Source organism: Delftia sp. WSY_10, assembly GCF_043104705.1.
GTDB classification, from domain to species: Bacteria; Pseudomonadota; Gammaproteobacteria; order Burkholderiales; family Burkholderiaceae_C; genus Comamonas; species Comamonas tsuruhatensis.
In genome coordinates, this window is the sequence record NZ_JBICKY010000021.1 from 90,183 (window position 1) to 113,756 (window position 23,574).

Sequence of the window (23,574 nt, forward strand, 5' to 3'; positions counted from 1 at the left end):
CAGGGCGCACGCGGCGCCCTGGGCTCGACATCCGGATTCCAGCGGCCACCCCTGAACGGGTGGCCGTTTCCGTTTCAGATCACGGCGCGCAAGGGGGCCGTTTCCAGGCCCGTGCCGGCGTTCTGCACCAGGGATTGCAGCAGTGAGGGGATGTCGCTGCCGCTTTCTATCAGTCCCATCTGCCACTCGCCCATGAAGCCATGGCCCACGCAGGTCTGCAGGAACTGCAGCATGCTGTCGTAGTAGCCGTCCACATTGAGCAGGCCGATGGGCTTGTCGTGGTAGCGCAGCTGGCGCCAGGTCCAGACCTCGAACAATTCCTCGAAGGTGCCTATGCCGCCGGGCAGGGCGACGAAGGCATCGCTGCGCTCGGCCATCATGGCCTTGCGCTCGTGCATGGTCTGGACGATGTGCAGTTCGTCGCAGGCATGGTTGGCCAGCTCCTTGTCCACCAGCGCCTGCGGGATCACTCCCACGACGCGGCCACCGGCCTGCCGCGTGGCCTCGGCCACCTCGCCCATCAGGCCGCTGCGCCCGCCGCCGTAGACCAACTGGCCGCCGTGCTCGCCAATCCAGCGGCCGGTGGCGCGGGCGGCCTCGATGAATCCGGGCTGGTCGCCGGGGCGCGAGCCGCAATACACACAAATGGAAAACGTGGGATTTGTCATGCAATGAACCGTTGATAGAGAGCCGCCAGCCAGACGCCCGTGCACAGCAGCAGCGCCAGCAGCACGGCGGCGCTGCCCATGTCCTTGGCCTGCTTGGACAGGTCGTGCCATTCGGGGCCTATGCGATCGACCACGGCCTCGATGCCGCTGTTGAGCAATTCCACGATCAGCACCAGCAAGACCGTGCCCGCCAGCAGCGAGACCTCGATCCAGCTGCGTCCCAGCCAGAAAGCGGCAGGGATCAGCACGATGGCGGCCAGCGCTTCCTGGCGGAAGGCTTTCTCATTCCATCCGGCACGAAGGCCGGACAGCGAATAACCCGCAGCGTGCCAGACACGGTTCAGGCCCGTGCGGCTTTTCTGGGGATTGACAGGCGTGCTGTCGTTGGACTTGGGTGAAGCGGCGGGCATGCTGGGGAGTGTAGGAGATGCGATGCTGCCTTTGCCGCTCAGCGTTTTTTCCTGGGCGGCGGGGCCTGGTGGATCAGCTGTGTGCCGGCCCAGGCGTCATGCCAGAACTGGCGGCGCGGATGAAGGCGGCTGAGCAGGGCCCAAAGTGCCACCCACAGCACCAGCAGCACCAAGGTGGTCAAGGCCGGCACGCCGGTGGAGTAGGCCGCCAGCGGTGGCAGCAGCCAGATCCAGCTCAGCACATAGCGCCGCAGTGCGCGCAGCTGGCTGACGGGCTGGCCTGCAGCATCCACCAGGCGGATGTGCCAGGTCTTCATGGCCAATGTCTGCCCCTTGGACCAGAACCAGACGAAATAGATGCCCAGCACCACGAACATGAAGGCCTGCAGCGCATGGCGGTTGTCCATGGCGTTGCGCGTCTGAGACAAGGTGCCAAACAGATATCCGGCGATGAAGACCACGCCGAACAGCAGCATGCCCTCATATAGCCAGCAGGCCATGCGCCGGGCCAGGCGCGGGGCCATCCGTGGATCGGCGGCGGAGCCGGCTGCCGTGGAGGCGGGGGAGGTGGCGTTCGTCATGCGGGCGTGTCGGGGCGCTGCATCAATGCGAAGGGGCTGCTTCGCCGTGCGAGGGCTGTGGGGTGGCCTCGGCGCCGTCATGCAGTTCCATGGGCGGCAAGGGCATGGGTGTGGCCGAAGGCACTTCCACCGGGGCTGTCTCCACCAGCGCAGGCGGGCGCACGGGATGGGTTTCCACGGCCGAAGGCGGCGCGACCGGTGGAACCGGAGGCGGCGGATTGTAGATGGTGGCTGGTGGAATCTTGGGGGGATTCGGAATGGTGGCCGGTGCCACCGAGGCCGCAGGAATCCGCGCCAGACGCTTGGGCGCCACGGGCTGTATGGCGTTGGCGGCGCCCTTGACCTTGGGCGCGGCGCGTGCAGCCAGAAGGCGTTTTTCTTCGTCGCTGAGCGCCTGGTAGGCCTCCCACTGGGCTCGCTTGTCCGTGGCAAGGCGGTTGGTCAGGGCGAAATTCAGGCGGGCCTGGCTGCGCTGCTGGGCGCTGAGGCTGGACCAGGTCTGCATGCGGTCGCGCAGCTTTTCCTGCTCCTTTTCGCTGAGCTTGTCCCAGCCTTCGGCCAATGCCATCCAGCGGCGCTTTTGCAGCGCGTCCATCATGGACCAGCGCTCGGAAAGGGGCTCGAGCACCCTGCTTTGCGCAGGCGTCAGCTCGGCCCAGCGTGGGCCGGAGGCCAGGGCCGTGGCGCGCTGGCGCGTGGCTGCGTCGCCATGCAGGGTCTTGGAGGCCGCAATGGTGGCCGGCGACACCGTGCTGGGCGCCAGCCGCACCTGTTGCACGACGCGCCAGCCGGTCCAGGCCAGCGCCATCAACAGCACCGCCGCCAGGATGGCGGCGGGTGATCGGTGGAACGCGGCGCGTGAATCAGTGGGCATGCAGGCAGGCAAGGCGGGTATCAGCGTTCCGTGTTGGTGGCCGAAGTCTTCAGGTACTGGATGAAACCGGGGTCGGCATAGGCGGCAGGGGGCAGGTCATCGGTCAGCAGGGCCGTATCGACCTCGGCAACCTCGGTCAGGCCAATCTGATCGGTCTGCACGTTGACGACCACCAGGCCAATGATGAGGGCCAGCACCGGCACGGCAGAGATCAGCGCGCGCCACCAGGTGCCGCCTTCGTCGCCAGAGCCCAGCGTCATGGTGGCACCCTGAGCCTGGGTTGCGCTGGCAGCCTGCACGGGCGCAGCGCGCAGTTCGCGCCGGCGAACGGACAGGGCGCGCTCGCGCCCAGCGCGCAGCCGCTCGGTGATGTCGTATGGCAGCAACGCCTCGCTGTCACCCAGGCGCGCGGTGATCCGGCGTGCGATGCGGTCGGCCGCCATTTCGCTGTGGAGAGTGAGAGTGGGCGCAGTCTTCATAGCTCGATTCCTTTGGCCTTCAGTGCCTTGCTCAATGTCTGGATGGCGCGGAAACAATGTGTTTTTACACTTCCTTCGGAACACCCCATCGCGGCAGCGGTCTCCGCAACGTCCATCTCTTCCCAATAACGCATCAGGAATGCTTCGCGTTGACGCGCCGGCAGCTCCTGTATCTCTTTTTCAATGCTTTGCAAAATCTGCGCCCGCTCGGTCAGATCCTCGGCGCTGCGGGCGGTTTCGCCGTTCTGTGCGGAGTCGGCGTAGGTCTCGAGCCAGTCGAAGTCCGCATCGTCGCCGGCCGAGGCCTCCAGATCGCTCATGCGGGTGAAGAGGGCGTTCTGCGTCTTTTGCCTGCGAAACCAGTCCAGGGTGCTGTTGGACAGGATGCGCTGGAAGAGCATGGGCAGCTCGGTGATGGGCTTGTCGCCATAGTGCTGCGCCAGCTTGAGCATGCTGTCCTGCACGATGTCCAGCGCCGCCTCCTCGTCCCGGACGTGGAAAAAGCTGCGCTTGAAGGCACGCTTTTCTACGCTTTTGAGGAAGTCGGATAGTTCTTGCTCGGTTGCCAAAAGGAACGCAGGCCCGGATGAGGGGCTCGTTGAGGGGGGGCTGAACGGACGCGGGACCCGATTATCGCACCGCAGTGTCAATTTTTTTCGCACGATGGCGCACAGGCTTGTTGCAGTGCGATAATGTCTGCTGCAATTCAAAAAGGCAAACGGGTCACGGTCCGGCGTTTACTCACTCGCCCATGTCTGTTGGTCCTAAGTCCCGCACCGGCCTCACAAGGGCTTCAGGCAAGGGGCACCCAAGGTTTTTCGTTAGAGAAATTCACAAAGGTTGATCATGGAAATTTCCAAAGCCGAGTACTCCAGCGCGGCAGCAGCGGCGTCGCAGTCCCATGCATCCCAGGAGCTGATGGGCTCCGAGATCCTCGTCAAGTCCCTGCAGGCCGAAGGCGTCAAGCAGCTTTGGGGCTATCCGGGCGGTGCGGTCCTGTACATCTACGACGCCCTCTACAAGCAAGACACCATTCAGCATGTGCTGGTGCGCCACGAGCAGGCGGCTGTGCATGCGGCAGACGGCTTTGCACGTGCCACGGGTGAAGTCGGCGTGGCCCTGGTGACCTCGGGTCCCGGCCTGACCAACGCCGTCACCGGCATTGCCACCGCCTACACCGATTCCATTCCCCTGGTCGTGATCAGCGGCCAGACCTCGACGGCCTACATCGGCACCGATGCATTCCAGGAGTGCGACACCGTCGGCATTACCCGCCCCATCGTCAAGCACAACTTCCTGGTCAAGGATGTGCGCGAGCTGGCGGACACCATGAAGAAGGCCTTCCACATCGCGCGCACCGGCCGCCCCGGCCCCGTGGTGGTGGACATCCCCAAGGATGTGTCCTTCAAGAAGGCTCTCTACACCGGTTACCCCGAAAAGGTGGAGATGCGCTCCTACAACCCGGTGCGCAAGGGCCATGCCGGCCAGATCCGCAAGGCGCTGCAGTTGCTGCTGGCTGCCAAGCGTCCCTATATCTACACGGGTGGCGGCGTGCTGCTGGGCAATGCCTGCAACGAGCTGCGCACCCTGGTGGACATGCTGGGCTACCCGGTCACGCATACGCTGCTGGGCCTGGGTGCCTATCCGGCCAGCGACCGCAAGTTCCTGGGCATGCTGGGCATGCACGGCACCATCGAAGCCAACAACGCCATGCAGAACTGCGATGTGCTGCTGGCCGTGGGTGCGCGCTTCGACGACCGGGTGATCGGCAACCCCAAGCATTTCATGTCGGTGGAGCGCAAGATCATCCATATCGACATCGATCCCTCCTCCATCTCCAAGCGCGTGAAGGTGGACGTGCCCATCGTCGGCGACGTCAAGGAAGTGCTGACCGAGCTGATCTCCATGATCCGCGAGGCCAGCGCCCGTCCCGACGCTGCGGCCCTGGGCCAGTGGTGGGAGACCATCGAAGGCTGGCGCAGCCGCGACTGCCTGCAGTACAGCCGTGGCGACGGCTCGGTCATCAAGCCCCAGTACGTGGTGGAGACGCTGTGGAACATGACCCGCGACGCCGATGCCTACATCACGTCCGACGTGGGCCAGCACCAGATGTGGGCTGCGCAGTACTACCGCTTTGACGAGCCGCGCCGCTGGATCAACTCCGGCGGCCTGGGCACCATGGGCGTGGGCCTGCCCTACGCCATGGGCATCAAGCTGGCCAAGCCTGAATCCGAGGTGTTCTGCATCACGGGCGAAGGCTCCATCCAGATGAACATCCAGGAGCTGGCCACCTGCCTGCAGTACAACACGCCGGTCAAGGTGGTGTCGCTGAACAACCGCTACCTGGGCATGGTGCGCCAGTGGCAGGAGATCGAGTACTCGGGCCGCTACAGCAGCAGCTACATGGACTCGCTGCCCAACTTCGTGAAGCTGGCCGAGGCCTATGGCCACGTGGGCATGCTGATCGAGCGCCCCGAGGACGTGGAGCCCGCCCTGCGCGAGGCCCGCAAGCTCAAGGATCGGACGGTGTTCATGGACTTCCGCACCGATCCCACCGAGAATGTGTTCCCCATGGTGCAGGCCGGCCGCGGGATCACCGAGATGCTGCTGGGAGCTGACGACCTCTGAGCGAACCCTTGGTCGGGGTCGCCAGGGCCTGTTCCTGCCGCATCTTCTTCAGTAGCCGCCCTCAAGGCGGCAACCCCTTGACGAATCTATTGCCTGCCAAGCCCGACGTTTACCGGCGCCGGGGGAGGGCAGCGAAAAGAGGAATCTTTCTTTCATGAAACACATCATTGCCGTGCTGCTCGAAAACGAGCCGGGAGCCTTGTCGCGCGTGGTGGGCCTGTTCTCGGCCCGCGGCTACAACATCGAATCGCTGACCGTGGCTCCCACGGAAGACGCATCGCTGTCGCGCATGACCATTCAGACGAATGGCTCCGAAGACGTGATCGAGCAGATCACCAAGCACCTGAACCGCCTGATCGAGGTCGTCAAGGTCGTGGACCTGACGGAAGGCTCCTATACCGAGCGCGAGCTCATGATGGTCAAGGTCCGCGCCGTGGGCAAGGAACGCGAGGAGATGAAGCGCATGGCCGACATCTTCCGCGGCCGCATCATCGACGTGACCGAAAAGAGCTACACGGTCGAGCTGACCGGCGACCAATCCAAGAACGACGCCTTCCTGCAGGCGCTGGACCGCACGGCCATTCTGGAAACCGTGCGTACCGGCTCCTGCGGCATCGGCCGCGGCGAACGCATTCTGCGCGTTTGATGCGCTGCAACGCACCTGAAACCTGTCCCCTTCCCCTTTCAACCCCTACACACACACGAAGCCTGGAGCCAACATGAAAGTTTTCTACGACAAGGACTGTGACCTGAGCCTGATCAAGGGCAAGACCGTTGCCATCATCGGCTACGGCAGCCAGGGCCACGCACACGCTCAAAACCTGAACGAAAGCGGCGTGAAGGTCGTGGTCGGCCTGCGCAAGGGCGGCGCTTCCTGGGACAAGGTCGCCAAGGCTGGCCTGACCGTCGCTGAAGTCGACGACGCCGTGAAGGCCGCCGATCTGGTCATGATCCTGCTGCCGGATGAGAACATCCCCGAGGTCTACAACAACAACGTGGCCCCCAACATCAAGCAAGGCGCCACGCTGGCCTTTGCCCACGGCTTCAACATCCACTACAACCAGGTTGTGCCGCGCGCCGATCTGGACGTGATCATGGTCGCCCCCAAGGGCCCTGGCCACACCGTGCGCTCCGAATACCTCAAGGGCGGCGGCGTGCCTTCGCTGATCGCCGTATACCAGGACAAGTCCGGCAAGGCCCGTGACCTGGCCCTGTCCTATGCCATGGCCAACGGTGGCGGCAAGGGCGGCATCATCGAAACCAACTTCAAGGAAGAAACCGAGACCGACCTGTTCGGCGAGCAGGCCGTTCTGTGCGGCGGCGCGGTGGAACTGGTGAAGATGGGCTTCGAGACCCTGACCGAAGCCGGCTACGCTCCCGAAATGGCCTACTTCGAGTGCCTGCATGAGCTCAAGCTCATCGTGGACCTGATGTACGAAGGCGGCATCGCCAACATGAACTACTCGATCTCGAACAACGCCGAATACGGCGAGTACGTGACGGGTACAGAAGTCATCAACGACAAGTCGCGCGAAGCCATGCGTGCTGCCCTCAAGCGCATCCAGACCGGCGAATACGCCAAGATGTTCATCCAGGAAGGCCGCACCAACTACCCGAGCATGACGGCCCGCCGCCGCATGAACGCCGAACACGCCATCGAAAAGGTGGGCGGCCAGCTGCGCGCCATGATGCCCTGGATCTCCAAGAACAAGCTGGTTGACCAAAGCCGCAACTGAGATTGCTGCATTCCATCTTGCATGGGTCGCGCATGCGGCCTACGCAAGGTGCAGGACAAGGCCACCCCGACGGGTGGCCTTTTTCGTGCACAGAAGGAGGGCAGCGCGCAGGTACACTGCCCCTTTCGGGGCGGCACTGTCCGCTCCCTTAGAATACTATCGTTTTAATAGCTGCTCACGCTTGCGTGCGCTGTGCTGGAGGCCGGATTGATGCAAAACCACAATGAGTCCAACGAAATCGAAGGCGTGGTGGTGCGCAAGCGCCGCAAGGGTATCTACATCCTGCCCAACCTGTTCACGCTGGCTGCGCTGTTCGGTGGCTTCTACGCCATCGTGATGGCCATGAACGGCCGCTTCGAACTGGCTGCTGCAGGCGTGTTCTGCGCCATGGTGCTCGACAGCCTTGACGGCCGTGTGGCACGCATGACCAATACGCAGAGCGCTTTCGGGGAGCAGATGGATTCGCTGTCGGACATGGTGTCCTTCGGCGCCGCTCCCGCCTTGATCGCCTATGAGTGGGCGCTCAAGGGCATTGGCCGCTGGGGCTGGATTGCAGCCTTCGTCTATTGCGCCTGCGCTGCGCTGCGGCTGGCGCGCTTCAACGTCAACACCGGCACCGTGGACAAGCGCTGGTTCCAGGGCCTGCCTTCGCCCGCCGCTGCAGCGCTGGTCACCGGCTTCATCTGGCTGCTGGACGAGGCGGGCCTGCTGCGCGGCCAGGATGCCTGGCTGAGCTGGACGCAGATCACCTGGATCATGTTCTTCCTGACGCTGTACGCGGGCCTGACCATGGTCACCAACGTGCCTTTCTACAGCTTCAAGGACGTGCATTTCAAGAAGAGCGTGCCCTTTGCGGCCATCGTGCTGATCGCCCTGGGCATCGCCATCATCAATATCCATCCGCCCATCGTGCTGTTCGGCGTGTTCCTGCTCTACGGTTTCTCGGGCTACGGCGTCTATGCATGGCGCAAGGCCAAGGGCCAGCGCACCAGCGTCATCAGCACCTCGACCGATGAGCCTGAAGAGCGCGGCCTGCACAAATGATGCGCCGCAGCATCTTCACAGCGCCTGAGAACCTGTGCTAAAGTGACCCGCATGCAATACCTGTCGCTAGCTCTACTACTGATGTCCCACGGGCAGAGACAGTAGCGCGCGCGTACATTCCTACTTTCACGGCCCGTTTGCACCAGCGACGGGCCGTTTTGCGTTTGTGGGGTCGCTGGAGCAGGTGGGTCTTGTTTTTACCTAGACGATAGAAAGCACTTCAGCCATGTTGCAAAACCCTTCGACCAAGTACCGTCCGTTCGCTCCGGTCCGCCTGCAAGACCGCCGCTGGCCCGATGCGGTGATCACTCAGGCCCCGGTCTGGTGCAGCGTGGACCTGCGCGATGGCAACCAGGCGCTGATCGAGCCCATGGACATCGATCGCAAGATGCGCATGTTCGAGCAACTGGTGAAGATCGGCTTCAAGGAAATCGAGGTCGGCTTTCCTTCCGCGTCCCAGGTCGAGTTCGACTTCATGCGCAAACTCATCGAGGAAAACCGCATTCCCGATGACGTGACCGTCCAAGTGCTGACCCAGGCCCGTGAGCACCTCATCCGCCGTACCTTCGAGGCGCTCGAAGGCGTGCCCCGGGCCATCGTCCACCTCTACAACGCCACCGCGCCCGTGATGCGCCGCGTGGTATTGAACATGAGCGAGGACGAGATCGTCGAGCTGGCCACCACCAATGCCCGCATGTTCAACGAGATCGCTGCCGGCTATCCCCAGACGCAGTGGACCTTCCAGTACTCGCCCGAGATGTATTCGGACACCGAGCTGGAGTTTTCCAAGCGCGTCATCGATGCCGTCACCGATGTATGGCAGCCCACGCCCGAGCGCAAGTGCATCATCAACCTGCCCACCACCGTGGAGCACTCCACGCCCAACATCTTCGCCGACATGGTGGAGTGGACGCATCGCCACATCCAGCGCCGCGACTCCATCGTGCTGTCCGTGCATCCGCACAATGACCGCGGCACGGGCACGGCCACGGCCGAGCTGGCGTTGATGGCCGGTGCGGACCGCCTTGAAGGCTGCCTGTTCGGCAATGGCGAGCGCACGGGCAACCTCGATGTGGTCAACGTGGCGTTGAACATGTACATCCAGGGCGTGTCGCCTGGCCTGGATTTCTCCGATATCGACGGCATCCGCAGCACGGTCGAGCATTGCAACCAGCTGCCCGTGCATCCGCGCCATCCCTATGTGGGCGATCTGGTCTACACCTCGTTCTCGGGCTCGCACCAGGATGCCATCAAGAAGGCCTTCGCCGATCGCAAGGACGGCGACATCTGGGACATGCCCTATCTGCCCATCGACCCCAAGGACCTGGGCCGCAGCTACGAGGCCGTGATCCGCGTCAACAGCCAGTCCGGCAAGGGCGGCATCGCCTATCTGCTTGAAAGCGAGTATGGCCTCCAATTGCCGCGTCGCCTGCAGATCGAGTTCAGCCAGGTGGTGCAGCGCGAGATGGACGCCAGCGGCAAGGAGCTGGCCGCGGCCGACCTGTGGTCGCTGTTCCAGCGCGAGTACGGCCTGCAATCCGTGCAGGCGCCGCATTACCGCCTGAGCGAGAACGACGGCGTGGTCAGCCTGTCGGCCGATCTGTCTGTTGACGGCGGCAAGCGCACGGTCGAGGCGCAAGGCACGGGGCCCATCGATGCCTTCGTGCAGGCGCTGAGCGAGCACAGCGGCCGGGCCGTGCGCGTGCTGGACTACAACGAGCATGCCATCGGCGAGGGTGCCAATGCCAAGGCCATTGCCTACGTGGAACTGCGCGTGGACGAGTTGCACGTGTGCTACGGCGTCGGGGTTGATGCGAATATCGTCTCCGCTTCGTTCCGGGCCATCATGTCGGGCTTGCAGCGCGTGCCCTCTGCCGAGAAGGTGACGGTGCAGGAGGCAGTTGCCGCTTAAATTCCATTGCCTAGCCGGTGCAGCCACAAGCGCACCGGCTTTTTTCATCACCTGCCCGTGGGCAGGAGATTCGCATCCACAAGAAAGACGAGACTCCCATGACCGACCAATTGATCATTTTCGACACCACCTTGCGTGACGGCGAGCAGTCGCCCGGTGCCTCCATGACCCGCGACGAAAAGCTGCGCATCGCGCGCCAGCTCGAGCGGCTGAAGGTCGATGTGATCGAGGCCGGTTTTGCGGCGAGTTCCAATGGCGACTTCGAGTCGGTGCAGGCCATTGCGCGCGCCATCAAGGACTCCACCATCTGCTCGCTGGCCCGTGCCAATGACCGCGACATCGCCCGTGCGGCCGAGGCTCTGAAGGACGCCAGCCGCGCGCGCATCCACACCTTCATCGCCACCAGTGCGCTGCACATGGAGAAAAAGCTGCGCATGACGCCCGAGCAGGTGCTGGAGCAGGCGCGCCAGTCGGTGCGATTTGCGCGCAACCTGATCGCCGACATCGAATTCAGCCCCGAAGACGGCTACCGCAGCGACCCGGACTTTCTGTGCCGCGTCATCGAGACGGTGATTGCCGAAGGCGCGACCACCATCAACGTGCCCGACACCGTGGGCTACGCCATTCCGGAGCTGTACGGCGCCTTCATCAAGAACCTGCGCGAGCGCGTGCCCAACAGCGACAAGGCCGTCTGGAGCGTGCATTGCCACAACGACCTGGGCATGGCCGTGGCCAACTCGCTGGCCGGCGTCAAGCTCGGCGGGGCGCGCCAGATCGAGTGCACCATCAACGGCCTGGGCGAACGCGCGGGCAACTGCTCGCTCGAGGAGGTGGTGATGGCCATCAAGACGCGCAAGGACTACTTCGGCCTTGACGTCAACATCGACGCCCAGCACATCGTGGCCGCCAGCCGCATGGTCAGCCAGACCACGGGCTTCGTGGTGCAGCCCAACAAGGCCGTCGTGGGCGCCAACGCCTTCGCCCACGCCTCGGGCATCCATCAGGATGGCGTGCTCAAGGCGCGCGACACCTACGAAATCATGCGTGCCGAGGATGTGGGCTGGAGCGCCAACAAGATCGTGCTGGGCAAGCTCAGCGGCCGCAATGCCTTCAAGCAGCGCCTGCAGGAGCTGGGCGTGGAACTCGACAGCGAAGCCGCGATCAACACTGCCTTTGCGGCCTTCAAGGAACTGGCCGACCGCAAGAGTGAAATCTTCGACGAGGACATCCTGGCCCTGGTGACCGAGCAGGATGCGCATCAGCAGGCCGATCCCTTCCAGTTCATCTCGCTGGCCCAGCAAAGCGAAACGGGTGAGCGCCCACACGCGTCGGTGGTGTTCAGCCGCGATGGTCGTGAGATCAAGGCCCAGTCCGACGGCAATGGCCCGGTCGATGCGTCGTTCAAGGCCATCGAGTCCGAGGTGAAGAGCGGTGCCGAGATGCTGCTGTACTCGGTCAACGCCATCAGCGGCTCCACCGAGAGCCAGGGCGAAGTGACCGTTCGCCTGCAGCGCAGCGGGCGCGTGGTCAACGGCGTGGGAGCGGACCCGGACATCGTCGTGGCCTCGGCCAAGGCCTATCTGAGCGCGTTGAACAAATTACACAGCAATGCAGAGGTCGTGGCTGCGCAGGGGTGAGCACTCGCCTTATAATTTCATTTAAATTATCGAAAAGTCGCACAAGTTATTGTCACAGTGCGACTTTTTCGATTAATGTAAGGTCTAGTCACAAATTCTTGCTGCTTGGAGCATTTCTCATGCCCACCCTACGCCGTGCCCGCCTCGGTCGATTTGCTCAGGTTCTCTCGTTGCTGGCCCTGAGTTGTGCTCTCACTGCCCCGGGCGCGCATGCCGCACCGGCCAAGAAAGTTGCTAAGAAACAGGTGGCCGTGGCCCCTGTCAAGAAGAAGGCCGTGAAGGAGCGCGCCACGGCGGCTCCCCAGGGCAAGCGCGTTGCCAAGAGCGCGCGCCAGCCCAGCCGCGTGGCCGCCCGCAGCGCTGCCAGCCCCATTCGTGCTGTTGCCTACGAGCCACGCCTGTCGTTCGGGCAGATGGCCGGGCTGCATGCAGTGGCCGATCCTCTTGATCTCAAGAGCAGCGTGGCCCTGGTCATGGACCAGGACACCCACGAAGTGCTGCTCAGCAAGAACGACCATGCCGTGCTGCCCATCGCCTCGCTGACCAAGCTGATGACGGGTCTGCTGATTTCCCAGGCCCATCTGCCCATGGATGAATCCATCACCATCACGCAGGATGATGTGGATACCGAAAAGGGCAGCAGTTCGCGCCTGGCCGTGGGCACCACGCTCACCCGTGCCGAAATGCTGCACCTGGCCCTGATGTCCAGCGAAAACCGTGCTGCCCATGCGCTGGGTCGCACCTTCCCAGGTGGCCTGGATGCCTTCGTCCAGCAGATGAATGCCAAGGCGCGCCTGCTGGGCATGACCGATACCCGTTACGTGGAGCCCACCGGGCTGTCCAGCCGCAACCAGTCCAGCGCCCGTGATCTGGCCGTGCTCGTGAATGTGGCGCACAGTGATCCGCTGGTACGCGAGTACACCACTTCGCCCGGCTATGAAGTGGCCGTGGGCCGCCGCACGCTGCAGTACAACAACACCAACCGCCTGGTGCTGAGCCCGACCTGGGATATCGGCCTGCAAAAGACCGGCTACATCTCCGAAGCGGGTCGCTGCCTGGTCATGCAGGCGCAGGTGGCTGGCCGCAAGATCATCATGGTCTTCCTGGACTCTGCCGGAAAGTTCAGCCGCCTGGGCGATGCCGAGCGCGTACGCCACTGGGTGGAATCCATGGGGCAGGTGGCCGGCGATTCCATGATCCACAAGGTCAAGGGCTGAGTTTCTTCCCCTCAACAACAAAGGCGCCCTGGGCGCCTTTGTTGTTTTTGATGACCGGTCTTGCTGCTTGCGGATGGCTGCTTGCAGATCAGTGGCTGCTGCGCGCGTAGGGATTGGGGGGCGGGGCTGCAGGGCGGACCGCATTGAAGCCCAGGGCGCCCGAGATCTCCTGCGCGGTGGCCTGGAGCTTGGACAACCAGCTTTCGTCCAGCCGGTCGGCGGGAGCGGAGATGGATAGGCCGGCCACCAGCTTGCCCTGGTCGTCATAGATGCCGGCGGCCATGCAGCGCACACCCAGCTCCAGCTCCTCGTTGTCGCGGGCGACGCCATGGTGGCGTACCTTGTCCAGCTCGTTTTCCATGTCGGCAAGCCGCGTGATGCTGAAGTGCGTCTTGCCGGGAAGGCCGGTTCGTGTGGCGTAGGCGCGCACCTGCTGCGCATCATCGGCCGCCAGAAACAGCTTGCCATTGGATGTGAGGTGCAGCGGCGCATGGCCGCCGATGGCGCGCACCACCTGCATGCCCGAGCGCTCGCTGTAGGCGCGTTCCACATAGACGATTTCATCGCCCTGGCGCACGCTGAGGCTGACCGGCTGCTGGATCTGCTTGTGCAGCTGGCGCATGGGAATCAGGGCCGCTTCGCGCACGCTCAGGCGGGCCTTGACCAGGTTGCCCAGCTCCAGGAAACGCATGCCCAGCCGGTAGCTGCCCGATTCGGGGCGGTCGACAAAGCGGCCGATGGCCAGGTCGTTGAGAATGCGGTGCGTGGTGGAGGGGTGCAGGCCGGTGCGCTCGCTGATCTCCTTGAGCGATACCGCTTCCTCACGCGAGGCCAACACGTCGATCAACGTGAACATGCGTTCCAGGACCTGGACGCTGGGCTTGGGCGAGGCCGCGTTATCGTCTTTTTTCATGAGGCGCAAGGGGATTTCGGGATTCGGTCATTCTAGCGGCGGGCATGGCTTGGCGGCATATGTGCCGCCTGCAAACAGCGGCCATGTGCATAAGAAATGTCGCTGAAAAGGGCGCGGTGGCGCCATATCAGCGTGGCAGCTGATCCACGCGCTGCCAGCGCTCGTCCACGCGCACTTCATGGGGAAGAAAGCGCGCCTTGTAATTCATCTTCTGGCTGTCGGCGATCCAGTAGCCCAGATAGACGTAGGGCAGGCTCATGGAGCGTGCCTGATCGATCTGCCACAGCACGTTGAACGTGCCGTAGCTGGCCTGGTCATCGGGCTCGTAGAAGGTGTAGACGGCGGACAGCCCGTCTTCCAGCACATCGAGGATGGAGACCATCTTCAGCCTGCCGACTGCGCCGTCGGCCGCCGGTGCGCGGAACTCCACAAGCCGTGAGTTGACGCGGCTTTGCAGCAGGAACTGCGTGTACTGGTCCACGCTGTCGTGGTCCATGCCGCCGCCGCTGTGACGGCTTTGCTGGTAGCGCAGGTACAGCTGGTAATGCTCGTTCGAGTAATGCAGGCGCTGGATCGATGCCGTGAGATCGGCGTGGCGCACGGCGGCGCGGCGCTGGCTGCGGTCCGGGCGGAAATCGTGGACCAGGATGCGCATGGGCACGCAGGCCCGGCAACCATCGCAATACGGCCGGTAGGTGAACATTCCGCTGCGGCGAAACCCCAGGGAGACCAGCTCCGAATAGGCGCTGTTCTGGATCAGGTGGCTGGGCGTGGCCACTTGCGAACGCGCCAGCCGGCCATCCAGGTAGCTGCAGGGATAGGCGGCTGTGGCGTAGAACTGCAGGGCCTGCAGCGGAAGATCGTTCGGGTGCGTCATGGTGTGCTGGCGGCAGCCGGTGATATGCTGCCGGCGTCACCGGACGGCGGCAGCAACTCGTTCCAGTATACGTTTTCGAATTGCCAGTGCATGGGCGGCAGCTGGCTTTGCTCTGCCACGGTGCGCAGGAACTGGGAGCGGGGCATCTCGCGCGCGCCCAGCGAAGCCAGGTGCTGCGTGGCCTGCTGGCAATCGATTTGCGCGGCGCCTTGGTGCCGGCACAGCGCCACCAGTGCCGACAGTGCGATCTTGGATGCGTCTGTGGCATGCGCGAACATGGACTCGCCGAATACGGCGCGGCCCAGCGCCACGCAGTACAGGCCGCCCACCAGGCGCCCGTCGATCCAGGTTTCCACGCTGTGGGCTGCACCCTGGCGGTGCAGTTCGGTATAGGCGTCGAGAATTTCCTGCACGATCCAGGTGCCATCCTGATCACGGCGCACCGTTTGGGCGCAGTGCCGCATCACGGCCTCGAAAGCGCTGTCGATGCGGATCTCGCAGCCGGCGGTGGAGCGAAAGCGCTGCAATGTCTTGCGCAGGCTGCGGTGCAGCCGGAACTGCGATGTCTGCAGCACCATGCGTGGATCGGGCGACCACCATAGCGTGGGCTGGCCTTCGCTGAACCAGGGAAAAATGCCCTGGCTGTAGGCGATGCGCAGGTGTGCCGCATCCAGCGTGCCGCCTGCGGCCAGCAGGCCCGGAATCGGGTCGTTGGGGCCCCATGCCGTTTCCACAGGAGGGAAGGCCTGGTGGGGAATGAGCCATGGGAGGGGGTGGGACATGATCGGGTGCGGACTGAAAAATAATGGATTCGTGCTTCTCTGCAGCCGCAGTCTTGCACAAACCATGGTGAAGAGGGTTGCGTGGATGCGAGAGCATCGCCTGGCCGGGGTAAGTGAACCTCCTACGCGGCCTTGTCCCGCCAGGGGACAGCGCCGCCAGGCTGGGTTGGCTATCCTGGGCTTGTCTTCTTGCGGATGCATGGCTTTCGCTGCGAAGACATCGAAGGAGGATGAGCGATGTTTTTCAGCAAAATCTTTGGCGCAAGCCTTGCCGAGCCGCGCTATATCCGTCGCACCCGGGCCTACCTGCAGGAGGCGCGCATGGCGATGCTGGAGCACACCATTGCTGCCGAGTACTACAAGTCCTCCGCGGACATGTATGCGGAGCGGGCTGCGCGGCTGGAGGAAGAGCTGCGTGCATGGGAAGAGGGCGTGGAGCAAGCGCGCGCTGCGCAAGGTGCGCGTCGCGCACATGCCAAGCACGGCAAGCCTGTCACCGTGGAGTCGGCCGCCCCTGCCGCAGCGCCGAGCACGCCGACTGTTGGCATGGTGCGCGCAGCCTGAGCAAATAAAAAAGCCCGCATGCGCTGGCATGCGGGCTTTTCATCTGGCTCCTCAACCTGGGCTCGAACCAGGGACCTACGGATTAACAGTCCGGCGCTCTACCAACTGAGCTATTGAGGAATATGTTGGTGCTGGGCCCTGTGCGATTGCAAGGCCGCTGAAATTTGGCTCCTCAACCTGGGCTCGAACCAGGGACCTACGGATTAACAGTCCGGCGCTCTACCAACTGAGCTATTGAGGAATACGTGTCTATCGACAAAGATCCTGTGCGATTGCAGGATCTTGAAATTCTTTGGCTCCTCAACCTGGGCTCGAACCAGGGACCTACGGATTAACAGTCCGGCGCTCTACCAACTGAGCTATTGAGGAACAAGACCTAGATTATATGACGTAAAAAACACGTCACAGAAAACTCGGGGAATTTTTTTCAGCAGGCCTGCCGCAAGCCTTCATTCTCAGGGCTCTGGCCTGAACCACAGCCACACCAGCACGCAGCCCATGGACGTCAGCGCCACGGCCTGTACCCAGGCGGGCGGGCGTGTCCACAGCAGGATGACGGCGCACAGGCTCATCATGGCGCTGGCGCTCCATTTGGCGCGCCGGCTCACGCAGCCACCTCGCGCCCAATTGCGCAGCATGGGCCCGAACAGGCGATGGCGCCACAGCCAGGTGTGCATGCGCTGCGAGCTGCGCGCCGCGGCCCATCCGGCCATGAGCACGAACACCGTGGTGGGCAATCCTGGAATGAAAATGCCGGCAATGCCCGTCGCCAGGCTCAGGCAGGCAAACAGCTGCAGCGCCCAGCGCAACGGCGCGGCCGGCATGCGGTGCAGGGGAGGGGGATCATCATCATTGAAGGCCTGCGCCTGCGCCATGCGTGCCTGCGCAGTGGCATCCGGCTGCCTGGCCTGTGCCGCGGGTGTTTGCTGCGCGCCTGTGTCACGGTCCTCTGAGGACGCGGCGGATGACTCTCTGGCGGTGCTGGGCATGCTGCGATTGTGCCAGCGCGGTGTAGCCATGGCGGCCAAGGGGGGCGAGAGGGGGGGATCGGGGGGCGAAGCAGGTGGGTGTGGTCACGGTGCGCGGTGCGCCCGCTATGCTTGGCGACCCGCATTTCCTGCATCACCGTGCACTGCCATGACTGTACGCACCATATTGAAAATGGGTGATCCGCGCCTGCTGCGCGTCGCCCAGCCCGTGACCGAATTCGACACCGACGAACTGCACCTGCTGCTCAGCGACCTGCTGGACACCATGCATGCAGCCAATGGCGCGGGGCTGGCCGCGCCGCAGATTGGCGTGGACCTGCAGATGGTGGTGTTCGGCTCCGGCCTGCCCAATCCGCGCTACCCCGATGCACCGGTGGTGCCGCGCACCGTGCTCATCAACCCGGTCATCACGCCCATGGGCGAGGACGAGCAACTGGATTGGGAAGGCTGCCTGTCCGTACCCGGCATGCGTGGCATGGTGCCGCGCTGGAGCCGTATCCGCTACACGGGCTTCGATGTCTTTGGCGATGCGATCGATCGCACGGTGGATGGCTTTCATGCTCGGGTGGTCCAGCATGAGTGCGACCACCTCTGGGGAAAGCTCTATCCCATGCGCATGCGCGACTTCCGCCAGTTCGGCTTCACCGATGTGCTGTTCCCCGGCATCAGCGCTGCCGAGGATGACTGAGCGGACTTGCTTGCCGCTGTAATTCCAGGATCTGCGGTCAGGTCTTTGTATACAAATCGGTAGACAATTTTTCCATGCTGGCGCCGTACAGTGGCACTTCCCGCGAAGGCGGGGATTGTGTGCGTGCGCCCGCCAAGAGCTGCCAAGCAGCCACCGGGCTTCGCGATGCAGGATGCAGGAGAGCGCGGCCTATCGGGTCGGCGGCAAAGGGTGCGCGGGGGCGCGCCTGCCGCCATCCGGCTGCCGCGTACTTGTCCGGCGTTCTGTGAACAAGAGGACAAGGAGACAGCGATGGAAAAAAGTTCTGGCAATGCGCCGGCCCTGGGCGCAGACATCCGCCCGGAGGACGAGCAACTCGGCCTCACGGCCAACACCCTCTATGGTTTGCAGCATGTGCTGACCATGTACGGCGGCATCGTGGCCGTGCCCCTGGTCATGGCCAATGCGGCGGGCATGTCGGCGGCCGACACGGGCCTGCTGATCACGGCCTGCCTTTTCATGGGCGGGCTGGCCACGCTGCTGCAGACGCTGGGCATTCCGTTCTTCGGCTCGCGCCTGCCGCTGGTGCAGGGCGTGTCCTTCTCGGGCGTGGCCACCATGGTCAGCATCCTGCATACGGGCGGCGGCATGCAGGGGGTGCTGGGCGCCGTGCTCTTTGCCTCGGTGTTCGGCCTGATCATTGCGCCCATCTTCTCCAAGCTCACGCGCTTTTTTCCTCCGCTGGTCAATGGCTGCGTGATCACCATCATCGGCCTGTCGCTGATGCCGGTGGCCGCCCACTGGGCCATGGGTGGCAATCCCCAGGCGGCCGACTACGGAAGCATGGGCAACATCGGCTTGGCCGGGCTGTCCCTGGTCATCGTGCTGGCGCTGAGCAAGCTGGGCAACGCCATGATCTCGCGCCTGTCCATCCTGCTGGCCATCGTCATCGGCACGGCGGTGGCGGCCATGATCGGCAAGTCCGACTTTTCCGAGGTGGGCAGCGGTGCGTGGTTCGCCGTGCCCATGCCGCTGCACTTCGGCTGGCCGACCTTCAGCCTGGCGGCGACGCTTTCCATGTCCATCGTGATCCTGGTGACCTTGGTGGAGACCTCGGCCGACATCCTGGCCGTGGGCGACATCGTGGGCACCCGCGTGGATTCGCGCCGCCTGGCCGACGGCCTGCGTGCCGACATGCTGTCCAGCGTGGTGGCCCCGTTCTTCGGTTCGTTCACGCAGAGCGCCTTTGCCCAGAACGTGGGTCTGGTCGCGGTCACGGGCATCAAGAGCCGCTATGTGGTGGCCTTCAGCGGGCTGATCCTGATCGCCTTCGGACTGCTGCCCATCATGGGGCGCATCGTGGCCTGCGTGCCGCCCTCGGTGCTGGGAGGCGCGGGCCTGGTGCTCTTTGGCACGGTGGCAGCCAGCGGCATCCGCACGCTGGCCAAGGTGGACTATCACAACAACATGAACCTGATCATCGTGGCGGCGTCCATCGGCATGGGCGTGCTGCCCATGGTCAAGCCGGACTTCTATCACCACTTCCCGGACTGGTTCGCCACCATGTTCCATTCGGGCATCAGCTCCACTGCGGTGACCGTGCTGCTGCTGAACCTGGTCTTCAACCATTTCAAGCAGGGCAACCCCGAAGAGCCATCGGTGTTCGGCGCCGGATCGGAGCGCGTGCTCAGCGAGGCCGTGCTGTCTGCCCTGGCCGATGGCGACCGGGTGGTCGATGGCAAGCTCTATGACCGCGAGGGCAAGCAAGTGGCCACGGTGTCGGCGCCTGCGTCCGCCATGCACTGATGGCTGCATCCCCGCCTGCCAGCGCATGAACCAGACGAGCCCGCCCTGCACAACAGGGCGGGCTTTTTTTCGCAATCGGCTCAGACTGCCAGGGCCTGCAAAAGCTCGGTCTCTATGAGCAGCTGGCGCTGGTTGTTCTGCAGCTCGGCACCCTCGATGAGGAAGCTGTCCTCCACGCGCTCGCCCAGCGTGCTGACCTTGGCCAACTGCACGCTCAGGTGGTGCTGTGCCAGGATGCGCGCCACGGTGTAGAGCAGGCCGGCGCGGTCCGTGGCCGAGATGGACAGCAGCCAGTGCTGGGCCTTGTCGTCGGGTCGCAGCGTGACGCGCGGCGCGAAGGGGAAGCTCTTGACGCGGCGCGACAGGCGCCGGGGCGAGGGCTCGCGCAGCGGCCCGCCCTCCATCAGGGCGGCGACCAGGTCGTTCTCGACCATGTGCATGAGTTCGCGGTACTGCTCCTGCATGGCGGGCGCCACCACCTGGAAGGTGTCCAGCGCATAGCTGTTGTGGGCCGTGTGCACGCGCGCATCCAGGATGGAAAACGCTGCGCGGTCGAAGTAGCCGCAGATGCGCGCGAACAGATCGGGCTGGTCGGGTGCGTAGACCAGCACCTGCAGGCCCTCGCCCGCCAGTGAGCGGCGCGCACGCACCACGGGGCGGGTGGTGCCCACGTGGCGCGACAGGTGGCGTGTGTGCCAGGCGATGTCGGCCGCCTCGTGGCGCATGAAGTAGTCCACGCCCAGCGTGTCCCAGAGCTTCTTGTGGGACTCGAAGGGCTGGGCCGTCAGCGCCAGCTGCACCAGCGCCTCGCGCCGGCGCGCCTCGATCTCGGCGGCCGCGTCGGGCGCGCGGCCACCCATCACGCGCAGGGTCAGGCGATAGGTGTCCTCCAGCAGCTTGCCCTTCCAGGCGCTCCACACCTTGGGGCTGGTGCCACGGATGTCGGCCACGGTGAGCAGGTACAGCGCCGTAAGGTTGCGCTCGTTGCCCACGCGCTCGGCAAAGGCCTGGATCACCTCGGGGTCCGACAGATCCTGCTTTTGTGCGACCTGGCTCATGGTCAGGTGCTCGCGCACGAGGAACTCGATCAGCTCGGCGTCGGCGCGCGCAATGCCGTGGGCACGGCAAAAGCGCTTGGCCTCCACGGCGCCGATGATGGAGTGGTCGCCGCCGCGGCCCTTGCCGATGTCGTGGAACAGCGCGGCCACGTACAGCAGCCAGGGCTTGTCCCAGCCGCTGGCCAGCTGGGAGCAGAACGGGTACTCATGCGCATGCTCGGCCATGAAAAAGCGCCGCACATTGCGCAGCACCATGAGAATGTGCTGGTCCACCGTGTAGACGTGGAACAGGTCGTGCTGCATCTGGCCCACGATGCGCCGGAAGGGCCACAGGTAGCGCCCCAGCACCGAGGTCTGGTTCATCAGCCGCATGGCATGCGTGATGCCGCTGGGCTGCTGCAGGATCTTCATGAACGTGGCGCGGTTGACCGGGTCGCGCCGGAAGGCCGCATCCATCAGGTCCCGCGCGCCGTACAGCGCGCGCAGCGTGCGTGCCGACAGGTCGGTGAGGCCCACATGGGTCTCGTACATCAGGAAGGTTTCGAGGATGGCATGCGGCTCGCGCTCGTACAGATCGTCGCTGGCCACTTCGATGGTGCCTGCCTTCTCGTAGAAGCGGGAGTTCAGCCGGATCCGCGGCGTGGGGCGCGGGTTCAGGCGCTCCTCGATGTTCAGGCGCAGGATCTGGCACAGCTGGGTCACGGCCTTGGCTGCCCAGTAGTAGTGGCGCATCAGCGTCTCGCTGGCGCGCATGGCCAGCTTGCGGCCCTCGGCCGAGGTGGAGCGGTAGCCAAAGGCCTCGGCCACGGCGGTCTGCTGGTCGAAGACCAGGCGGTCCTCGTGCCGGCCCGCCACGGCGTGCAGGCGCGCGCGTATCAGGCTGAGCATGGCCTCGTTGTCTTCGAGCTGCTGGCGCTCGAAATCGGTGATCAGTCCCTTTTCCGCCAGGGCCTGCCAGCTGTGGCCCAGGCCTGCGGCGCGGGCCAGCCAGATCATGGTGTGCAGATCGCGCAGGCCGCCGGGCGATTCCTTGCAGTTGGGCTCCAGCGAGTAGGGCGTGCTCTCGTACTTGTTGTGGCGCTGGCGCATTTCCAGCAGCTTGCCGGACAGAAAGGCGCGCGCATTCATCTGTGCCTGGTAGAGCTGCTGGAACTCGCCGAACAGCGGCTCGTTTCCGCAGATGCGGCGCGACTCCAGCAAGGCGGTCTGCACGGTGAGGTCGCGCCCGGACTCTTGCAGGCATTCGGCCAGCGTGCGCACGCTGGAGCCGATCTCCAGGCCCGCGTCCCAGCAGCTGCCGATGAACTTTTCTATGCGCGAGGTCAGCTCCGGGTCTGCCGTGCCGGTGGCCGGCAGCAGCACCAGCACGTCGATGTCGGAGTAGGGAAACAACTGGGCGCGGCCATAGCCTCCCACGGCGGCCAGGCAGGCCTCGGCAGGCATGCCGGCGCGGTGCCACAGCGCGCGCAGCAGCGTGTCGGCCAGATCGCTCAGGTGCTGCAGCACCAGGCGCACGCCGCGCCGGCCCATGGTGGGCGCCAGCAGCGAGCCTATCCAGCGTCCGCGATCGAGGGCGTACTGCGCGCGCAACTGCTCCAGCGAATCCGGGGCTGCGGGCGCAGAGTTGGAAGGAGTGTGGTCAGTGATCTGTTTCATGCGCGGCCAGGGCAGGGGAGGCGCCTGGAGCGGGTGCCCCGGGCGCAGTGCCATTTTGCCTGCGCATCACGCAAGAAACATGCCGAGCCTCAGCAGCTCGTGGCGGTCACGAAGGGCGGGAGCGCGGGCGAGCCGGCCGACAGGGTCATGACTTCGTAGCCCGTCTTGGTCACCACCAGGGTGTGTTCCCACTGGGCCGAGAGGCTGTGGTCCTTGGTCACGATGGTCCAGCCGTCCTTGCCCAGTTCCTTGATCTCGCGCCTGCCCAGGTTGAGCATGGGCTCGACGGTGAAGACCATGCCCTCTTCGAGAACGGTGCCCGTGCCGGGGCGGCCATAGTGCAGGATCTGGGGCTCTTCGTGGAACTTCTGGCCGATGCCGTGGCCGCAGAACTCGCGCACCACCGACAGGCCGTGGCCTTCGGCAAAGGTCTGGATGGCGTTGCCGATGTCGCCCAGCGTGGCGCCGGGCCTGACCTGCTGGATGCCCAGCCACATGGCGTCGAAGGTCAGCGCCGACAGGCGCTTGGCCGCGATGGAGCACTCGCCGATCAGGAACATGCGGCTGTTGTCGCCGTACCAGCCGTCCTTGGTGATGACCGTGACATCCACATTGACGATGTCGCCCTTCTTGAGCGGCTTGTCATTGGGGATGCCGTGGCAGACCACATGGTTGACCGAGGTGCACAGGTGCCCGGGATAGGGCGGGTAGCCAGGCGGCTGGTAGCCGATGGTGGCGGAGACCGTGCCCTGCTGCGCCATGCATTCGGCGCCCAGCCGGTCGATCTCGGCCGTGGTGATGCCGGGCTTGATGTGGGGGGTGATGTAGTCCAGCACTTCCGAAGCCAGGCGGCATGCCACGCGCATGGCTGCGATGTCTTCGGCGCTCTTGATGGTGATGCTCATGCCCGCAATTATCCCATTGCGCCTTTGGACGTGCAGGGGTAAAGGGCGGCTGTCGCCACCGGGACGGCGCAGCCCGGTAAAATGGCGGCCTCACCGATTCAGCGCCTTGCGGCCTGCCCCCCAGCCGGGCGGGGCCGCAGGGCGCTTTTCACAAGCCTCCTCACCCAACAG

Annotated in this window: 22 protein-coding genes and 3 tRNA genes; 10 read left to right on the plus strand and 15 right to left on the minus strand. The window is 64.4% G+C overall.

Features of this window, described 5'->3' with window-relative positions; translation table 11 throughout:
• Positions 1 to 74 precede the first annotated feature (74 nt).
• The 6 genes from ACF8ML_RS11510 to ACF8ML_RS11535 are packed head-to-tail and all read right to left on the minus strand — an operon-like array spanning position 75 to position 3,581.
• Complete coding sequence (locus tag ACF8ML_RS11510) at positions 75 to 668, minus strand: TIGR00730 family Rossman fold protein (RefSeq protein WP_016451364.1); 594 nt, start codon at positions 666 to 668, stop codon at positions 75 to 77.
• Positions 665 to 1,078: a diacylglycerol kinase gene (locus ACF8ML_RS11515; protein WP_047326777.1), complete on the minus strand. Its 414-nt coding sequence runs from the start codon at positions 1,076 to 1,078 to the stop codon at positions 665 to 667. Before ACF8ML_RS11515 ends, ACF8ML_RS11510 begins: the two co-directional genes overlap by 4 nt.
• A gap of 38 nt (positions 1,079 to 1,116) precedes the next feature.
• Positions 1,117 to 1,659: an RDD family protein gene (locus tag ACF8ML_RS11520; RefSeq protein ID WP_016447419.1), complete on the minus strand. Its 543-nt coding sequence runs from the start codon at positions 1,657 to 1,659 to the stop codon at positions 1,117 to 1,119.
• A gap of 22 nt (positions 1,660 to 1,681) precedes the next feature.
• Positions 1,682 to 2,533 (minus strand): DUF3106 domain-containing protein, encoded by an 852-nt coding sequence (locus tag ACF8ML_RS11525; protein WP_016451365.1) that lies wholly within the window; start codon positions 2,531 to 2,533, stop codon positions 1,682 to 1,684.
• Between the two features lie 20 nt (positions 2,534 to 2,553).
• A complete protein-coding gene (locus ACF8ML_RS11530; protein WP_016451366.1) occupies positions 2,554 to 3,012 on the minus strand; it encodes a DUF3619 family protein in 459 nt (152 codons plus the stop codon).
• Positions 3,009 to 3,581: an RNA polymerase sigma factor gene (locus tag ACF8ML_RS11535; protein WP_016447416.1), complete on the minus strand. Its 573-nt coding sequence runs from the start codon at positions 3,579 to 3,581 to the stop codon at positions 3,009 to 3,011. Before ACF8ML_RS11535 ends, ACF8ML_RS11530 begins: the two co-directional genes overlap by 4 nt.
• Before the next feature lie 277 nt (positions 3,582 to 3,858).
• On the opposite strand from ACF8ML_RS11535, the gene ACF8ML_RS11540 reads away from it, so the two are divergent.
• The 7 genes from ACF8ML_RS11540 (at position 3,859) to ACF8ML_RS11570 (ending at position 13,186) form a co-directional block, all read left to right on the plus strand.
• Positions 3,859 to 5,640, plus strand: a complete 1,782-nt coding sequence (locus ACF8ML_RS11540; protein WP_016447415.1) for an acetolactate synthase 3 catalytic subunit — start codon at positions 3,859 to 3,861, stop codon at positions 5,638 to 5,640.
• 154 nt (positions 5,641 to 5,794) lie between these two features.
• On the plus strand, positions 5,795 to 6,286 hold the full coding sequence (ilvN, locus tag ACF8ML_RS11545) for an acetolactate synthase small subunit (RefSeq protein ID WP_012206665.1): 492 nt from the start codon (positions 5,795 to 5,797) through the stop codon (positions 6,284 to 6,286).
• A 73-nt stretch (positions 6,287 to 6,359) separates the two neighbouring features.
• Entirely contained in the window at positions 6,360 to 7,376 is a 1,017-nt protein-coding gene (gene ilvC, locus ACF8ML_RS11550; protein WP_034365514.1) for a ketol-acid reductoisomerase, read from the plus strand.
• Positions 7,377 to 7,586: 210 nt separating this feature from the next.
• Positions 7,587 to 8,420 (plus strand): CDP-diacylglycerol--serine O-phosphatidyltransferase, encoded by an 834-nt coding sequence (gene pssA, locus ACF8ML_RS11555; protein WP_012206663.1) that lies wholly within the window; start codon positions 7,587 to 7,589, stop codon positions 8,418 to 8,420.
• A 226-nt stretch (positions 8,421 to 8,646) separates the two neighbouring features.
• Positions 8,647 to 10,332: a 2-isopropylmalate synthase gene (leuA, locus tag ACF8ML_RS11560; RefSeq protein WP_016451367.1), complete on the plus strand. Its 1,686-nt coding sequence runs from the start codon at positions 8,647 to 8,649 to the stop codon at positions 10,330 to 10,332.
• A 98-nt stretch (positions 10,333 to 10,430) separates the two neighbouring features.
• Positions 10,431 to 11,969 carry a 2-isopropylmalate synthase gene (locus tag ACF8ML_RS11565; protein WP_016447412.1) on the plus strand — a complete coding sequence of 513 codons (1,539 nt, stop codon included), beginning with the start codon at positions 10,431 to 10,433 and terminating at the stop codon, positions 11,967 to 11,969.
• Positions 11,970 to 12,088: 119 nt separating this feature from the next.
• Positions 12,089 to 13,186 carry a serine hydrolase gene (locus ACF8ML_RS11570; protein WP_016447411.1) on the plus strand — a complete coding sequence of 366 codons (1,098 nt, stop codon included), beginning with the start codon at positions 12,089 to 12,091 and terminating at the stop codon, positions 13,184 to 13,186.
• Between the two features lie 88 nt (positions 13,187 to 13,274).
• Here ACF8ML_RS11570 and ACF8ML_RS11575 read toward each other — a convergent pair whose 3' ends face one another.
• From ACF8ML_RS11575 to aat, 3 genes are all read right to left on the minus strand, one after another.
• Positions 13,275 to 14,099: an IclR family transcriptional regulator gene (locus tag ACF8ML_RS11575; protein WP_016447410.1), complete on the minus strand. Its 825-nt coding sequence runs from the start codon at positions 14,097 to 14,099 to the stop codon at positions 13,275 to 13,277.
• Positions 14,100 to 14,226: 127 nt separating this feature from the next.
• The gene (locus tag ACF8ML_RS11580; RefSeq protein ID WP_016451368.1) at positions 14,227 to 14,976 is read right to left on the minus strand and encodes an arginyltransferase; all 750 of its coding nucleotides are present in this window, start codon (positions 14,974 to 14,976) and stop codon (positions 14,227 to 14,229) included.
• A complete protein-coding gene (gene aat, locus ACF8ML_RS11585) occupies positions 14,973 to 15,758 on the minus strand; it encodes a leucyl/phenylalanyl-tRNA--protein transferase (protein WP_392408032.1) in 786 nt (261 codons plus the stop codon). The genes ACF8ML_RS11580 and aat overlap by 4 nt, the downstream gene beginning before the upstream one ends.
• A gap of 237 nt (positions 15,759 to 15,995) precedes the next feature.
• On the opposite strand from aat, the gene ACF8ML_RS11590 reads away from it, so the two are divergent.
• Entirely contained in the window at positions 15,996 to 16,322 is a 327-nt protein-coding gene (locus tag ACF8ML_RS11590) for a hypothetical protein (protein WP_392408034.1), read from the plus strand.
• Between the two features lie 44 nt (positions 16,323 to 16,366).
• On the opposite strand, the gene ACF8ML_RS11595 is transcribed toward ACF8ML_RS11590, so the two are convergent.
• The 4 genes from ACF8ML_RS11595 to ACF8ML_RS11610 all read right to left on the minus strand — a co-directional run bounded on the left by ACF8ML_RS11595 (position 16,367) and on the right by ACF8ML_RS11610 (position 17,197).
• A tRNA-Asn gene (locus ACF8ML_RS11595) sits at positions 16,367 to 16,442 on the minus strand.
• A gap of 45 nt (positions 16,443 to 16,487) precedes the next feature.
• A tRNA-Asn gene (locus ACF8ML_RS11600) sits at positions 16,488 to 16,563 on the minus strand.
• A gap of 52 nt (positions 16,564 to 16,615) precedes the next feature.
• Positions 16,616 to 16,691, minus strand: a tRNA-Asn gene (locus ACF8ML_RS11605).
• 86 nt (positions 16,692 to 16,777) lie between these two features.
• Positions 16,778 to 17,197 (minus strand): YbaN family protein, encoded by a 420-nt coding sequence (locus tag ACF8ML_RS11610; protein ID WP_016450765.1) that lies wholly within the window; start codon positions 17,195 to 17,197, stop codon positions 16,778 to 16,780.
• 262 nt (positions 17,198 to 17,459) lie between these two features.
• Here ACF8ML_RS11610 and def point away from each other — a divergent pair, with 262 nt between their 5' ends.
• Both def and ACF8ML_RS11620 read left to right on the plus strand, forming a co-directional pair.
• Positions 17,460 to 17,999: a peptide deformylase gene (gene def, locus ACF8ML_RS11615; protein WP_034368832.1), complete on the plus strand. Its 540-nt coding sequence runs from the start codon at positions 17,460 to 17,462 to the stop codon at positions 17,997 to 17,999.
• Between the two features lie 291 nt (positions 18,000 to 18,290).
• Positions 18,291 to 19,784 carry a nucleobase:cation symporter-2 family protein gene (locus ACF8ML_RS11620; RefSeq protein WP_016450767.1) on the plus strand — a complete coding sequence of 498 codons (1,494 nt, stop codon included), beginning with the start codon at positions 18,291 to 18,293 and terminating at the stop codon, positions 19,782 to 19,784.
• A gap of 80 nt (positions 19,785 to 19,864) precedes the next feature.
• Here the strand turns inward: ACF8ML_RS11620 and ACF8ML_RS11625 are convergent, their stop codons facing one another.
• Together ACF8ML_RS11625 and map are read right to left on the minus strand one after the other, a co-directional pair.
• The gene (locus tag ACF8ML_RS11625) at positions 19,865 to 22,498 is read right to left on the minus strand and encodes a [protein-PII] uridylyltransferase (protein ID WP_279494809.1); all 2,634 of its coding nucleotides are present in this window, start codon (positions 22,496 to 22,498) and stop codon (positions 19,865 to 19,867) included.
• 89 nt (positions 22,499 to 22,587) lie between these two features.
• Positions 22,588 to 23,403: a type I methionyl aminopeptidase gene (map, locus tag ACF8ML_RS11630; protein WP_016450769.1), complete on the minus strand. Its 816-nt coding sequence runs from the start codon at positions 23,401 to 23,403 to the stop codon at positions 22,588 to 22,590.
• Positions 23,404 to 23,574 lie beyond the last annotated feature (171 nt).

Bases quoted from the DNA above. Each gene is read 5' to 3' on its own strand.
- ilvC (WP_034365514.1), top strand. From the start codon at position 6,360: ATGAAAGTTTTCTACGACAAGGACTGTGACCTGAGCCTGATCAAGGGC.
- leuA (WP_016451367.1), top strand. From the start codon at position 8,647: ATGTTGCAAAACCCTTCGACCAAGTACCGTCCGTTCGCTCCGGTCCGC.
- aat (WP_392408032.1), bottom strand. From the start codon at position 15,758: ATGTCCCACCCCCTCCCATGGCTCATTCCCCACCAGGCCTTCCCTCCT.
- ACF8ML_RS11570 (WP_016447411.1), top strand. From the start codon at position 12,089: ATGCCCACCCTACGCCGTGCCCGCCTCGGTCGATTTGCTCAGGTTCTC.
- pssA (WP_012206663.1), top strand. From the start codon at position 7,587: ATGCAAAACCACAATGAGTCCAACGAAATCGAAGGCGTGGTGGTGCGC.
- ACF8ML_RS11515 (WP_047326777.1), bottom strand. From the start codon at position 1,078: ATGCCCGCCGCTTCACCCAAGTCCAACGACAGCACGCCTGTCAATCCC.
- ACF8ML_RS11590 (WP_392408034.1), top strand. From the start codon at position 15,996: ATGTTTTTCAGCAAAATCTTTGGCGCAAGCCTTGCCGAGCCGCGCTAT.
- ACF8ML_RS11575 (WP_016447410.1), bottom strand. From the start codon at position 14,099: ATGAAAAAAGACGATAACGCGGCCTCGCCCAAGCCCAGCGTCCAGGTC.
- ACF8ML_RS11610 (WP_016450765.1), bottom strand. From the start codon at position 17,197: ATGGCGCAGGCGCAGGCCTTCAATGATGATGATCCCCCTCCCCTGCAC.
- def (WP_034368832.1), top strand. From the start codon at position 17,460: ATGACTGTACGCACCATATTGAAAATGGGTGATCCGCGCCTGCTGCGC.
- ACF8ML_RS11565 (WP_016447412.1), top strand. From the start codon at position 10,431: ATGACCGACCAATTGATCATTTTCGACACCACCTTGCGTGACGGCGAG.
- ACF8ML_RS11510 (WP_016451364.1), bottom strand. From the start codon at position 668: ATGACAAATCCCACGTTTTCCATTTGTGTGTATTGCGGCTCGCGCCCC.
- ACF8ML_RS11540 (WP_016447415.1), top strand. From the start codon at position 3,859: ATGGAAATTTCCAAAGCCGAGTACTCCAGCGCGGCAGCAGCGGCGTCG.
- ACF8ML_RS11525 (WP_016451365.1), bottom strand. From the start codon at position 2,533: ATGCCCACTGATTCACGCGCCGCGTTCCACCGATCACCCGCCGCCATC.
- ACF8ML_RS11625 (WP_279494809.1), bottom strand. From the start codon at position 22,498: ATGAAACAGATCACTGACCACACTCCTTCCAACTCTGCGCCCGCAGCC.
- ACF8ML_RS11580 (WP_016451368.1), bottom strand. From the start codon at position 14,976: ATGACGCACCCGAACGATCTTCCGCTGCAGGCCCTGCAGTTCTACGCC.
- ACF8ML_RS11520 (WP_016447419.1), bottom strand. From the start codon at position 1,659: ATGACGAACGCCACCTCCCCCGCCTCCACGGCAGCCGGCTCCGCCGCC.
- ACF8ML_RS11620 (WP_016450767.1), top strand. From the start codon at position 18,291: ATGGAAAAAAGTTCTGGCAATGCGCCGGCCCTGGGCGCAGACATCCGC.
- ACF8ML_RS11530 (WP_016451366.1), bottom strand. From the start codon at position 3,012: ATGAAGACTGCGCCCACTCTCACTCTCCACAGCGAAATGGCGGCCGAC.
- map (WP_016450769.1), bottom strand. From the start codon at position 23,403: ATGAGCATCACCATCAAGAGCGCCGAAGACATCGCAGCCATGCGCGTG.
- ilvN (WP_012206665.1), top strand. From the start codon at position 5,795: ATGAAACACATCATTGCCGTGCTGCTCGAAAACGAGCCGGGAGCCTTG.